Genomic DNA, 13,589 nt, shown 5'->3' on the forward strand with positions numbered 1-13,589 from the left:
CTTGTTAGATGTCAATAACTTTGAGTTTATGAAAATCGGATTGGCCTCGCCCGATAAAATCCGCTCTTGGTCGCATGGTGAAGTCAAAAAGCCGGAAACCATTAACTATCGGACGTTGAAGCCTGAAAAAGATGGTTTGTTTTGCGAACGCATTTTCGGTCCGCAAAAAGACTATGAATGTCATTGCGGAAAGTATAAACGCATTCGCTATAAAGGGGTTGTATGTGACCGATGCGGTGTGAAAGTAACGAAAGCAAAAGTTCGTAGGGAACGCATGGGGCACATTGAGCTAGCTGCTCCTGTTTCCCACATCTGGTACTTTAAAGGAATTCCAAGCCGGATGGGTCTCGTGCTTGACATGTCACCACGTGCTCTAGAGGAAGTTATTTACTTTGCTTCTTATGTAGTGACGGATCCCGGGGAAGCGCCGCTTGAGAAGAAGCAGCTCTTGTCTGAAAAGGAATACCGTAATTACAGAGATAAATATGGCAAAGGATTTCAAGCGAACATGGGCGCTGAAGCGATTCGCAAAATCCTTCAGGACATTGATTTAGATAAAGAGGTTGCGGCATTGAAAGAAGAGCTGAAAACAGCTCAAGGTCAGCGACGTACACGAGCGATTAAACGATTGGAAGTGCTTGAGGCATTCCGTCATTCTGGCAACAAACCAGCGTGGATGATTTTAGATGTCCTCCCAGTGATTCCTCCAGAGCTTCGTCCAATGGTGCAATTGGATGGTGGGCGTTTTGCGACTTCAGACCTAAACGATTTATACCGCCGCGTCATCAACCGGAACAATCGCCTCAAGCGATTGCTAGACCTTGGTGCGCCAAGTATTATCGTTCAGAACGAAAAGCGAATGCTCCAAGAGGCTGTCGATGCATTGATCGATAATGGACGAAGAGGTCGTCCGGTGACAGGACCTGGAAACCGTCCATTGAAGTCACTGTCTCATATGCTAAAGGAAAGCAAGGTCGCTTCCGTCAGAACTTGCTTGGGAAACGTGTCGACTACTCTGGTCGTTCCGTTATTGTTGTAGGGCCAAACTTGAAAATGTATCAGTGCGGTCTCCCGAAAGAAATGGCACTTGAATTGTTCAAGCCATTCGTCATGAGAGAGCTTGTTGATCGAGGCTTAGCGCATAACATTAAAAGTGCCAAGCGTAAGATTGAGCGCGTGCAGCCGGAAGTTTGGGATGTTCTAGAAGAAGTCATTAAAGAGCACCCAGTTCTACTTAACCGTGCACCGACGCTTCACCGCCTAGGTATTCAAGCATTTGAACCGATGCTTGTTGAAGGTCGAGCAATTCGTCTTCATCCACTTGTATGTACTGCATACAACGCAGACTTTGACGGGGATCAGATGGCTGTGCACGTGCCATTGTCCGCCGAAGCACAAGCAGAAGCACGTATTTTAATGCTTGCAGCGCAAAACATTTTGAACCCTAAAGATGGAAAACCTGTTGTTACACCATCACAGGATATGGTTCTTGGTAACTATTACCTCACCCTTGAAAGAGAAGGGGCTGCTGGAGAGGGCATGGCGTTTAAGGATGCAGATGAAGCGTTGATCGCTTATCAAAGTGGTTATGTCCATTTGCATTCTCGGGTTGCTGTTGCCGCGTCGTCACTAAATAACCCGCGGTTTACCGAAGAACAGAAAAACATGTACCTTATTACAACGCCAGGAAAGCTCATTTTCAATGAGATTTTGCCGGACTCGTTCCCGTATATGAACGAGCCGACGCAATATAATTTAGAGCAGGCGACGCCTGATAAATATTTTGTACCAATGGGAACCGATCTCAAGAAAGAAATTGCAAGCCGCGAGTTCGTGTTACCATTTAGTAAAGGCATCCTCGGAGATGTTATTGCAGAAGTGTTCAAGCGATTTAAAATTACAGAGACATCTAGAATGCTGGACCGAATGAAAGACCTCGGCTTCCGTTACTCTACAAAAGCAGGTATTACTGTAGGGATTTCTGATATTGTCGTGTTGCCAGATAAGGAAGATATCTTAAAGGCTTGTGAAGATAAAATTTCGACGGTCTTAAAGCAATTCCGACGTGGCTTGATCACCGAGGAGGAGCGTTACGATCGCGTTATCTCAATCTGGAGTTCAGCAAAAGATCAGATTCAGGAAAAATTGATGGCATCTTTAGATCGCCGAAACCCGATCTTTATGATGAGTGATTCTGGTGCCCGAGGAAACGCCTCAAACTTTACACAGCTTGCCGGAATGCGTGGACTTATGGCCAACCCGGCTGGACGAATCATCGAGCTTCCGATTCGCTCAAGTTTCCGCGAAGGACTCACCGTTCTCGAGTACTTTATTTCTACACACGGTGCTCGTAAAGGTCTGGCAGATACAGCCTTGAAAACGGCCGACTCTGGATACTTGACGAGAAGACTTGTTGACGTAGCCCAAGATGTCATTGTTCGCGAAGACGATTGCGGAACAGATAGAGGCTTAGCTGTTAGTGCGCTTAAAGAGGGCAATGAATTAATTGAACCACTTTATGAGCGTCTAGTTGGCCGAGTGATATTTAAAACAGTGAAGCACCCTAGCACAGGTGAACCGATTGTTAAAAGAAACGAACTCATTAACGAGGAGCAAGCCCGTCTTATTGAAGATTTGGGCATAGAACAGGTCACCATTCGTTCGGCATTTACATGTGACACCCGCCATGGTGTATGTAAAAAATGTTACGGACGCAACCTGGCTACAGGCTCCGATGTAGAAGTCGGCGAAGCGGTAGGTATTATCGCTGCGCAATCAATCGGTGAGCCAGGAACGCAGCTAACGATGCGTACGTTCCACACAGGTGGAGTTGCTGGAGACGACATTACGCAAGGTCTTCCGAGGATTCAAGAGTTGTTTGAAGCCCGTAATCCGAAAGGGCAAGCAGTCATTTCTGAAATCCACGGAAAAGTCATTGCAATTAATGAAGTGAAAGATAAGCAAGAGATCACTGTGCAAGGCGACGCTGAAACGCGTTCATATACAGCTCCGTATGGTGCTCGCCTCAAGGTGTTTGAAGGTGACGAAGTCATCGCAGGTCAAGAGTTAACAGAGGGTTCTGTTGATCCGAAAGAGCTTCTAAAAGTCCAAGGGGTCGACGGCGTTCAAGAATACTTGCTGCATGAAGTTCAGCGAGTATACCGGATGCAAGGGGTTGAAATCGGAGATAAGCACGTTGAGGTTATGGTCCGTCAGATGATGAGAAAAGTATGGGTTATTGACGGCGGGGATACAGACCTTCTCCCAGGCTCATTGATGGACATTCATCAATTCCGTGAAGCCAATCGTGATGTCCTCTTGCGTAAAGAGCAGCCAGCGATTGCCCGCCCACTCTTGCTTGGAATTACGAAAGCATCTCTTGAGACAAATTCATTCTTGTCAGCAGCATCGTTCCAAGAAACCACACGCGTTCTGACCGATGCAGCGATTAAAGGTAAGCGTGATGAGCTGCTCGGGCTGAAAGAAAACGTGATTATTGGTAAACTTGTCCCTGCAGGTACGGGAATGCCTCGTTATCGTCGCTCGGTACCGAAGGCAACTGTAGATGCCATTGCTACGAATAGCACTGAGTCGTCTGCAGAAGAAATTGTCGCACAGGAATCGTGATCAGCAGTTGACAGTATTGTAATGATGGTGATATGATATGCAAGGTGCTTCAAAATACCTGTGTGCTTTGGAGGATATGACGAAAAAATGTCTTATGAAAAAGTAAAGCAGGCCAGTCATAAGCGGATTGGTACGAAGCAAACACTAAAAGCCATTAAAAACGGTGAATTGGTTGACGTAGTTGTCGCGAATGATGCTGACTCGGTTGTAATTGAGCCCATTTTGCAGATGGCTCGCGATCACCAAATAACCGTCTATACGGTAGATTCGATGCTTAGGCTCGGCAAGGTGTGCGGCATTGATGTTGGCGCGACTGCAGTGGCCGTTAAAAAGGTGGAATAAATACGTTTTTGCGGAGGGTGTGTATGCATTCTCTGCAAAGACGTTGTTTTTCGCTCGATATGAATCACCTGGCTGTGTGGGATTGAAAAATACTTTTTTTGGAAGGAGGAAAAACCATGCCAACAATTAACCAGCTCGTTCGTAAAGGACGTTTCAGCAAAGCAAAAACATCTGACTCTCCTGCATTGAACAAAGGGTATAACAGTTTGAAAAAAGCTCAGACGGATTACTCTGCTCCACAAAAGCGTGGTGTGTGTACTCGTGTTGGTACGATCACTCCGAAGAAGCCAAACTCAGCGCTTCGTAAATATGCTCGTGTGCGATTGACGAATGGAATTGAGGTTACAGCGTATATCCCTGGGATCGGTCATAACCTACAAGAGCACAGCGTTGTTTTGATTCGTGGCGGTCGTGTAAAAGACTTGCCAGGGGTACGTTACCACATCGTTCGTGGTGCACTCGATACAGCAGGTGTAGATGGACGCCGTCAAGGACGTTCAAAATACGGAACAAAGAAACCAAAATCAAGCTAACACGAATGTAAGCTCTCGTGATTATAATACGGAAGGAGGTTGGCATTATGCCTCGTAAAGGACCAGTCCCTCGTCGTGATGTTGCGGCGGACCCAATTTATAATTCAAAACTTGTCACTCGTTTGATCAACAAGCTTATGGTGGACGGTAAAAAAGGAAAATCACAATCTATTATCTATGGAGCGTTTAACCTCGTCCAAGAAAAAACAGGATCTGAACCTATGGAAGTGTTTGAAGAAGCACTAAAAAACATTCAGCCTGTTCTTGAAGTAAAAGCTCGTCGTGTTGGTGGTTCCAACTACCAAGTGCCGGTTGAAGTTCGTCCAGAGCGTCGTATTACTCTTGGCCTGCGTTGGTTGGTAAACTATTCACGCTTACGTGGTGAAAAAACTATGGAAGAGCGTCTTGCTTATGAAATCATGGACGCTGCGAACAATACAGGTTCAGCTGTGAAAAAACGTGAAGATACGCATAAAATGGCTGAATCAAACAAAGCGTTTGCGCACTATCGTTGGTAGGATTTTAAAAGGTATAAAACCGACCACAAGAAAGGGGAAGAATGTATGGCCAGAGAGTTCTCATTGCAGAATACTCGTAACATCGGCATTATGGCTCACATCGATGCTGGAAAAACGACGACCACCGAACGCATTCTTTTCTACACCGGGCGTATTCACAAAATCGGTGAAACGCACGAAGGTGCATCACAGATGGACTGGATGGCGCAGGAGCAGGAACGTGGTATTACAATCACGTCTGCTGCTACAACAGCCCAGTGGAAAGGGCACCGCGTAAACATCATTGATACACCAGGGCACGTAGACTTCACAGTTGAAGTAGAACGTTCTTTGCGTGTACTAGATGGCGCAGTTGCTGTTCTGGATGCCCAATCAGGTGTAGAGCCACAAACGGAAACCGTCTGGCGCCAGGCGACTACTTACGGTGTTCCCCGGATCGTATTCATTAACAAAATGGATAAGATCGGAGCAGATTTTCTTTATTCTACTGGTACGCTTCATGAGCGTCTTCAAGCAAATGCTCATCCAATTCAGCTGCCAATTGGTGCCGAGGACAATTTTGAGGGAATCATCGATCTTGTAGAAATGAAAGCTTACTACTATGAAGATGATTTAGGAACTCGCTCCAATGATACTGAGATTCCTGAGGATATGAAAGAACTTGCCGAAGAGCATCATGGTAAGCTCATTGAAGCAGTGGCTGAGTTTGATGAAGAGTTGATGATGAAGTACCTTGAAGGTGAAGAAATTGAAGTGGCTGAACTCAAAGCAGCGATCCGTAAAGCAACATTGAATGTTGAATTCTACCCAGTATGTTGTGGATCAGCCTTTAAAAATAAAGGTGTACAGCTTGTGTTAGACGCAGTCATTGATTACTTGCCGGCTCCTGTAGACGTACCTCCAATTAAAGGGTTCGTTCCAGGTTCTGAAGAGGAAGTGACTCGCGAAGCAAGCGACGAAGGACCTTTCTCTGCTTTAGCCTTTAAAGTAATGACCGACCCTTATGTTGGGAAATTAACATTCTTCCGCGTATACTCTGGTACTCTTGATTCCGGAACTTATATCAAGAACTCTACGAAAGATAAAAGAGAACGTGTCGGTCGAATTCTACAAATGCACGCGAACTCTCGTGAAGAGATCTCGACAGTTTACGCTGGAGATATCGCAGCTGCTGTTGGTTTAAAAGACACAGGGACTGGTGACACGCTTTGTGACGAGAAAAACCTCGTTATCCTAGAGTCTATGCAATTCCCTGAGCCTGTAATCGATGTAGCCATCGAGCCAAAATCTAAAGCTGACCAAGACAAGATGTCGATCGCACTTGTGAAATTGGCTGAGGAAGATCCAACCTTCAGAACTGAAACGAACGCAGAAACAGGACAGACGATTATTTCCGGAATGGGTGAGCTTCACCTAGACATTATCGTTGATCGTCTGAAGCGTGAGTTTAAAGTTGAAGCTACAGTTGGTGCACCTCAAGTTTCATATCGTGAAACCTTCCGCAGCGAAGCTGAGGTTGAAGGTAAGTTTGTCCGTCAGTCCGGTGGACGTGGACAATACGGTCACGTATGGGTTCGTTTCGAACCACTTGAAGAAGGTGCTGGCTTCGAATTTGAAAACAAAATCGTCGGTGGTTCAGTACCACGTGAATACATCCCAGCTGTTCAATCAGGTTTAGAAGATGCGTTAAATAATGGTCCACTTGCCGGATATCCGATGGTTGACATTAAGGCGACGCTCTTCGACGGATCATACCACGATGTTGACTCAAACGAGATGGCGTTTAAAATTGCTGCTTCTATGGCATTGAAAAACGCTAAATCGAAATGTAGCCCAGTTCTTCTTGAGCCGTTGATGAAAGTTGAAGTCATCGTTCCTGAAGAGTATATGGGTGATATTATGGGCGATATTACATCTCGACGTGGCCGCGTTGAAGGTATGGGTGCACGTGGAAACGCACAAGTCATCAATGCTTTCGTACCACTATCTGAAATGTTCGGTTATGCAACAGCACTTCGCTCTAACACGCAAGGCCGCGGTGTTTACACAATGCACTTTGACCACTATGAAGAAGTGCCAAAGAGCGTTGCTGAAGAGATCATTAAAAAAAATACCGGTGAATAATTGATTTTCATGCTGTCATCCAGTATAACTGTAGGTGACTAGCTCGATGGGACTTTCAGGAGAAGCGAGAAGGTGGCTTATCCTGACCACATAATACTATTCTCTGATGTAAATAAGGAGGAAATACGAATGGCTAAAGAAAAATTCGACCGTTCCAAGTCACACTGTAACATTGGAACAATCGGTCACGTTGACCATGGTAAAACTACACTTACAGCTGCAATCTCTTCTGTTCTTCACAAGAAATCTGGTAAAGGGTCAGCAATGGCTTATGACCAAATTGACGGTGCTCCAGAAGAGCGTGAGCGCGGAATTACAATCTCTACAGCTCACGTAGAGTATGAAACAGATAGTCGTCACTATGCACACGTAGATTGCCCAGGACACGCAGACTATGTTAAGAACATGATCACTGGCGCTGCACAAATGGACGGCGGTATCCTTGTCGTATCTGCTGCAGACGGACCTATGCCACAAACACGTGAGCACATTCTTCTTTCTCGTAACGTTGGTGTGCCTGCACTTGTTGTGTTCTTGAACAAGTGTGACATGGTTGACGACGAAGAGCTTCTTGAACTAGTAGAGATGGAAGTTCGTGACCTTCTTTCTGAATACGACTTCCCTGGCGATGACATCCCTGTTATCAAAGGTTCTGCTTTGAAAGCTCTTGAAGGCGAAGCTGAATGGGAAGAAAAAATTGTTGAATTGATGGCTGCTGTTGATGAGTACATCCCAACTCCAGAGCGCGACACTGACAAGCCTTTCATGATGCCTGTTGAGGACGTATTCTCAATCACAGGTCGTGGTACAGTTGCGACTGGACGTGTAGAGCGTGGAGAAGTAAAAGTCGGTGACGAAGTTGAAATTCTTGGTATTAAAGAAGCTAAGAAAACAACAGTTACTGGTGTAGAGATGTTCCGTAAGCTTCTTGACTATGCAGAAGCTGGCGACAACATCGGTGCCCTTCTTCGTGGTGTAGCTCGTGAAGACATTGAGCGTGGGCAAGTACTTGCTAAGCCAGGTTCAATTACACCTCACACAAACTTTAAAGCAGAAGTTTACGTTCTTTCAAAAGAAGAGGGTGGACGTCACACGCCATTCTTCACAAACTACCGTCCACAGTTCTATTTCCGTACAACGGACGTCACTGGCGTTGTTCACCTTCCAGAAGGTGTAGAAATGGTTATGCCTGGAGACAACGTTGAAATGACAGTAGAATTGATTTCACCAATCGCGATCGAGGACGGTACTCGCTTCTCTATCCGTGAGGGTGGACGTACTGTTGGATCTGGTGTTGTATCTACAATCATCAAATAATGAAATAAAGAAAGAAGCGGCCTGATAAGGTCGCTTTTTTGCTGGACTTTTGATTTTGAAAAAAACAATTAATTCCAGGTGTTTTTTTAAAATAAACCTCGGAAATTCCTTGATATTCGATCGTGACATCTGTATAATTGAAAAAGTGTGCATCCCCCTCCTGTGTGGGGGAACACACGGATACGTTGCGATGAAGTGGAAGGTTGCTGGCGTCAGGCCCCTTTGCCATGGCAGGGCGCAAGGGAAATTTCCGCGGAGAAGTGTCTATACTAAATATGGGCGTAAAGGAGGGAATAAAATGGCAAAAGAAAAAATCCGTATCCGTTTGAAAGCATATGATCACAGAATTCTAGATCAATCTGCTGAAAAAATTGTGGATACTGCAAAACGTTCGGGAGCAAATGTATCAGGGCCGATTCCATTGCCAACAGAAAAATCGATTTACACGGTTCTTCGTGCGGTACACAAATATAAAGACTCTCGTGAGCAGTTTGAGATGCGTACACATAAGCGTTTGATTGATATCGTCAGTCCGACACCACAAACTGTTGATTCGTTGATGCGTTTGGATTTACCATCAGGTGTCGATATTGAAATTAAATTATAATAAAACACTTTGAAAAACAGGAGGTGTACACACATGTCTAAAGGAATTTTAGGTAAAAAAGTTGGGATGACACAAGTTTTTGCCGAAAACGGCGATCTCATTCCGGTAACGGTTATTGAAGCAGCTGGAAACGTCGTCCTTCAAAAGAAATCTGAAGAAAAAGATGGCTATACAGCAGTTCAAGTAGGCTATGCCGATCAAAAGCCTTCTCGTCAGAACAAACCGGCGAAGGGCCACGCTGGAAAAGCTGGAGTTTCACCGAAGCGTTTTGTTCGCGAGTTTAAAAGTATCGATGCTGAAGGACTTGAGCTAGGTCAGGAAATTACCGTTGATGCCTTTGCAGCTGGCGATATCGTCAACGTTACAGGCACATCAAAAGGTAAGGGCTTTGCAGGCTCAATTAAACGTCATAATCAATCCCGCGGACCAATGACACACGGTTCTCGTTATCATCGTGGTCCAGGTGCGATGGGACCAATTGACCCAATGCACGTTTTTAAAGGAAAAAATCTACCAGGACAAATGGGTGGAGAAAAGGTTACTGTACAAAACCTTGAAATTGTTCGTGTTGATGCAGAGCGTAACTTGCTTCTTATCAAAGGTAATGTACCAGGACCGAGAAAGAGTTTTGTAAAAGTCACTAGCGCGGCGAATGCGAACTAAAAGCCAGTAGGGAAAGGAGGAAACGTTCATGCCGAAAGTAGTACTTTATAAACAAGATGGTTCCACAGCTGGCGATATTGAATTGTCAGATGCTGTGTTTGGAATCGAACCGAATCAACACGTATTGCATGATGCTGTCGTTATGCAACAAGCTTCACGTCGTCAAGGAACGCATGCGGTGAAAAATCGTTCCGAAGTTAGAGGAGGCGGCAGAAAGCCATGGCGCCAGAAAGGTACTGGCCGTGCACGTCAAGGCTCAATCCGTTCACCACAATGGGTTGGAGGCGGAACAGTGTTTGGTCCAACGCCACGTAGCTATAGCTATAAGCTTCCTAAAAAAGTGCGTCGTCTTGCGATTCGCTCTGCATTGTCTTCACGTGTACTAGAAAATGATGCAGTTGTTGTTGAAGCCCTTGAGTTCAAAGGACCGAAAACAAAAGAAATGGTTGCTGTATTAAACAACCTATCTGCAGCCAAGGCATTGATCGTTACTGCAGATGTTGATGAAACGATTGCTCTGTCAGCGCGTAATATTCCAGGCGTTTCTGTCCTGAAAGCATCGGACATTAATGTACTTGACATCTTGCAGCATGACAAAGTGGTATTCACAAAAGACGCAGTAGCCAAAGTAGAGGAGGTGCTCGGATAATGAACGCAAGGGATGTTCTAAAGCGCCCGGTAATCACCGAGCAGTCTACAGATCTTCTGGCAGACAAAAAATACACCTTCGACGTTGATGTGAAAGCCAACAAAACACAAATCAAGCAAGCCGTTGAATCAATCTTTGATGTAAAGGTTGATAAAGTAAACGTTCTTAATCGCAAAGGAAAGTTTAAGCGTATGGGTCGTTACGGCGGATATACAGCTAGTAAGAAAAGAGCGGTCGTCACGTTGACTGCTGAAAGTAAAGAAATCGACTTTTTCGAAGCCGAATAATGAAGAAAAGGAGGGAACCTTACTATGGCTATTAAAAAGTTTAAGCCAACATCTAACGGTCGTCGTCATATGACTGGAAGTGATTTTTCGGAAATCACAGCGACTGAGCCGGAAAAGAGCTTGCTAAGTGCACTTCCAAAAAAAGCTGGACGTAACAATCAAGGCCGTATTACAGTTCGTCATCAAGGCGGCGGACACAAGAAGAAATACCGTATTATCGACTTTAAGCGTGACAAAGATGGAATACCAGGACGCGTTGCTACGATCGAATACGATCCGAACCGTTCGGCGAACATTGCGCTTATCCATTATGTGGATGGCGAAAAACGTTACATCCTTGCACCTAAAGGAATTAAAGTTGGTACCGAAATTACTTCCGGCGCAGACGCAGACATCAAAATCGGAAACGCCTTGCCTTTGAAGAATATTCCGGTCGGTACAGTTGTACACAACATTGAGCTCAAGCCTGGACATGGTGGTCAGCTCGTTCGTGCTGCAGGTTCTGAAGCACAAGTGCTTGGTAAAGAAGGAAAATACGTACTTGTACGTCTTCGCTCCGGCGAAACACGTATGATCCTAGCAACATGCCGTGCAACTGTAGGTCAAGTTGGAAATGTTGAACACGAATTGATCAACATCGGTAAAGCGGGACGCTCTCGCTGGCTCGGTAAGCGTCCAACGGTTCGTGGTTCCGTAATGAACCCGAACGATCACCCACACGGTGGTGGTGAAGGTCGCGCACCAATCGGACGTAAATCACCAATGTCTCCTTGGGGTAAACCAACACTTGGTTATAAAACACGCAAGAAAAACAAACCGTCTGACAAATATATTGTACGTCGCCGCAAAAAATAAGTGGTCGGTCTTTCCGGCCTATTCTATTTTTAAAGTCGTCAGCGAACGATTGAACACAAAAGGAAAGCATGCGATGTTCTCTAAGAGACAGAGGACGACTTTCCTGAAAATAGGAAGGGAGGTTGCGCATATATGGGACGCAGCTTGAAAAAAGGACCTTTTGCCGATGAGCACTTGATGAAAAAGATCGAGGCCGCTGGAGACAGTGAAAACAAACGCGTCATCAAGACGTGGTCACGTCGCTCTACCATTTCCCTCAATTTATCGGGCACACCATTGCTGTATATGACGGACGCAAACACGTACCTGTCTATGTTACAGAAGATATGGTTGGTCATAAATTAGGTGAATTCGCACCAACACGCACATACCGCGGTCACGACAGTGACGATAAAAAAACTCGCCGTTAATAGAGAGGAGGCCCCCTGAATGGAAGCTAAAGCTATTGCGAAAACCATTCGCATTGCACCGCGTAAAGTTCGCCTTGTGGTCGACTTGATTCGCGGTAAAGAAACAGGTGAAGCACTTGCCATTCTTCGCTTGACGAATAAAGCGTCTTCTCCAGTCGTTGAAAAGCTCCTAAACTCTGCAATTGCAAATGCCGAGCACAACTACGACATGGACGCTGAAAACCTATACGTTTCTAAAGTATTTGTCGATGAAGGACCAACGTTGAAACGGTTCCGCCCGCGTGCCCAGGGCCGTGCAAGTGCAATTAACAAACGCACAAGCCATATTACCTTGATCGTATCAGAAAAGAAGGAGGGATAAATCGTGGGTCAAAAAGTTAACCCAGTCGGTTTGCGAATCGGCGTTATCCGTGATTGGGAATCTAAATGGTTTGCAGGAAAAGATTACGCGGACTTTCTGCATGAAGATATAAAAATTCGCGAATACATTCAAAAGCGTCTAAAAGACTCATCTGTCGCTCAAGTTGAGATTGAACGTGCAGCTAACCGTATCAACATTACGATTCATACGGCAAAGCCAGGTATGGTCATCGGACGTGGTGGTTCAGAGGTTGAAGCACTTCGTAAAAAGCTGAATGCATTGACAGGCAAACGCGTGCATATCAACATCATGGAAATTAAAAAGCCAGACTTGAATGCACAACTTGTAGCAGAAAACATTGCACGTCAGCTTGAAGCACGTATTTCTTTCCGTAGAGCTCAAAAGCAAACAATCCAACGTACAATGCGTTCAGGCGCACAAGGGATTAAAACAGAAACATCTGGACGTCTTGGTGGAGCAGACATTGCTCGCTCAGAATCCTACAGTGAAGGAACAGTTCCTCTTCACACGCTACGCGCGGATATTGACTATGGAACAGCAGAAGCAGACACCACTTACGGAAAAATTGGTGTAAAAGTATGGATCTACCGTGGAGAAGTTCTTCCTACGAAGAAGAAAGCAGAGAAAGGAGGAGAATAAGCCATGTTGATGCCTAAACGTGTAAAGTATCGTCGTGTGCACCGCGGGAAAATGCGTGGTCGTGCGAAAGGCGGAACAGAAGTAGCATTTGGAGAATACGGCTTGCAGGCGGTCGATGCTTCGTGGATCACAAACCGTCAGATCGAAGCAGCTCGTATTGCCATGACACGTTATATGAAACGTGGTGGTAAGGTTTGGATTAAGATTTTTCCATCAAAGCCTTACACAGCAAAACCTCTAGAAGTACGAATGGGTTCTGGTAAAGGTGCGCCTGAAGGATGGGTAGCCGTTGTAAAACCAGGAAAAATTATGTTTGAAATTGCTGGTGTACCTGAAGAAGTGGCTCGTGAAGCATTGCGCCTAGCAGCTCACAAGCTTCCTGTTAAATCGAAATTCGTAAAACGCGAAGAAATTGGTGGTGAATCCAATGAAAGCTAATGAAATCAGAGAATTGACCACTTCAGAGATCGAGCAAAAAGTTCAATCTTTGAAAGAAGAGCTTTTCAACCTTCGTTTTCAGCTGGCAACGGGCCAATTGGAGAATACCGCCAGAGTTCGTGAAGTCAAAAAAAGCATTGCTCGACTAAAAACCGTTGTCCGTGAACGTGAAATCGGCATTGCCAACCGATAAAAGAA

Annotated in this window: 14 protein-coding genes and 2 pseudogenes; all 16 read left to right on the forward strand. The window is 45.3% G+C overall.

Going from position 1 to position 13,589, the window contains the following annotated elements; translation table 11 throughout:
• Position 1 precedes the first annotated feature (1 nt).
• The 16 genes and pseudogenes from rpoC (at position 2) to rpmC (ending at position 13,584) form a co-directional block, all read left to right on the forward strand.
• A pseudogene (gene rpoC, locus G4V62_RS13075) lies at positions 2–3,627 on the forward strand (DNA-directed RNA polymerase subunit beta').
• A gap of 87 nt (positions 3,628–3,714) precedes the next feature.
• Entirely contained in the window at positions 3,715–3,969 is a 255-nt protein-coding gene (locus G4V62_RS13080; protein WP_165202914.1) for a 50S ribosomal protein L7ae-like protein, read from the forward strand.
• 116 nt (positions 3,970–4,085) lie between these two features.
• Positions 4,086–4,502, forward strand: coding sequence for a 30S ribosomal protein S12 (gene rpsL / locus G4V62_RS13085; protein ID WP_165202916.1), 417 nt, complete (start codon positions 4,086–4,088; stop codon positions 4,500–4,502).
• 47 nt (positions 4,503–4,549) lie between these two features.
• Positions 4,550–5,020, forward strand: a complete 471-nt coding sequence (rpsG, locus tag G4V62_RS13090; protein ID WP_165202918.1) for a 30S ribosomal protein S7 — start codon at positions 4,550–4,552, stop codon at positions 5,018–5,020.
• Positions 5,021–5,065: 45 nt separating this feature from the next.
• On the forward strand, positions 5,066–7,144 hold the full coding sequence (gene fusA / locus G4V62_RS13095) for an elongation factor G (RefSeq protein ID WP_165202920.1): 2,079 nt from the start codon (positions 5,066–5,068) through the stop codon (positions 7,142–7,144).
• 129 nt (positions 7,145–7,273) lie between these two features.
• Positions 7,274–8,461: an elongation factor Tu gene (tuf, locus tag G4V62_RS13100; RefSeq protein ID WP_165202922.1), complete on the forward strand. Its 1,188-nt coding sequence runs from the start codon at positions 7,274–7,276 to the stop codon at positions 8,459–8,461.
• A gap of 298 nt (positions 8,462–8,759) precedes the next feature.
• On the forward strand, positions 8,760–9,068 hold the full coding sequence (rpsJ, locus tag G4V62_RS13105; protein ID WP_165202924.1) for a 30S ribosomal protein S10: 309 nt from the start codon (positions 8,760–8,762) through the stop codon (positions 9,066–9,068).
• 33 nt (positions 9,069–9,101) lie between these two features.
• Entirely contained in the window at positions 9,102–9,731 is a 630-nt protein-coding gene (gene rplC / locus G4V62_RS13110; RefSeq protein ID WP_165202926.1) for a 50S ribosomal protein L3, read from the forward strand.
• A gap of 28 nt (positions 9,732–9,759) precedes the next feature.
• On the forward strand, positions 9,760–10,380 hold the full coding sequence (gene rplD, locus G4V62_RS13115; RefSeq protein ID WP_165202928.1) for a 50S ribosomal protein L4: 621 nt from the start codon (positions 9,760–9,762) through the stop codon (positions 10,378–10,380).
• Complete coding sequence (gene rplW / locus G4V62_RS13120; RefSeq protein ID WP_165202930.1) at positions 10,380–10,667, forward strand: 50S ribosomal protein L23; 288 nt, start codon at positions 10,380–10,382, stop codon at positions 10,665–10,667. The genes rplD and rplW overlap by 1 nt, the downstream gene beginning before the upstream one ends.
• A 24-nt stretch (positions 10,668–10,691) precedes the next feature.
• A complete protein-coding gene (rplB, locus tag G4V62_RS13125; protein ID WP_165202932.1) occupies positions 10,692–11,522 on the forward strand; it encodes a 50S ribosomal protein L2 in 831 nt (276 codons plus the stop codon).
• Positions 11,523–11,654: 132 nt separating this feature from the next.
• Positions 11,655–11,932 (forward strand): annotated as a pseudogene (gene rpsS, locus G4V62_RS13130) (30S ribosomal protein S19).
• Positions 11,933–11,951: 19 nt separating this feature from the next.
• Positions 11,952–12,293 (forward strand): 50S ribosomal protein L22, encoded by a 342-nt coding sequence (gene rplV / locus G4V62_RS13135; RefSeq protein WP_165202934.1) that lies wholly within the window; start codon positions 11,952–11,954, stop codon positions 12,291–12,293.
• A gap of 3 nt (positions 12,294–12,296) precedes the next feature.
• Positions 12,297–12,953 (forward strand): 30S ribosomal protein S3, encoded by a 657-nt coding sequence (rpsC, locus tag G4V62_RS13140; RefSeq protein ID WP_165202936.1) that lies wholly within the window; start codon positions 12,297–12,299, stop codon positions 12,951–12,953.
• Between the two features lie 3 nt (positions 12,954–12,956).
• Positions 12,957–13,391: a 50S ribosomal protein L16 gene (gene rplP, locus G4V62_RS13145; RefSeq protein ID WP_165202938.1), complete on the forward strand. Its 435-nt coding sequence runs from the start codon at positions 12,957–12,959 to the stop codon at positions 13,389–13,391.
• A complete protein-coding gene (gene rpmC / locus G4V62_RS13150; RefSeq protein ID WP_165202940.1) occupies positions 13,381–13,584 on the forward strand; it encodes a 50S ribosomal protein L29 in 204 nt (67 codons plus the stop codon). Before rplP ends, rpmC begins: the two co-directional genes overlap by 11 nt.
• Positions 13,585–13,589 lie beyond the last annotated feature (5 nt).

The sequence above is a fragment of the Litoribacterium kuwaitense genome, from assembly GCF_011058155.1.
Classification (GTDB): Bacteria; Bacillota; Bacilli; order Bacillales; family DSM-28697; genus Litoribacterium; species Litoribacterium kuwaitense.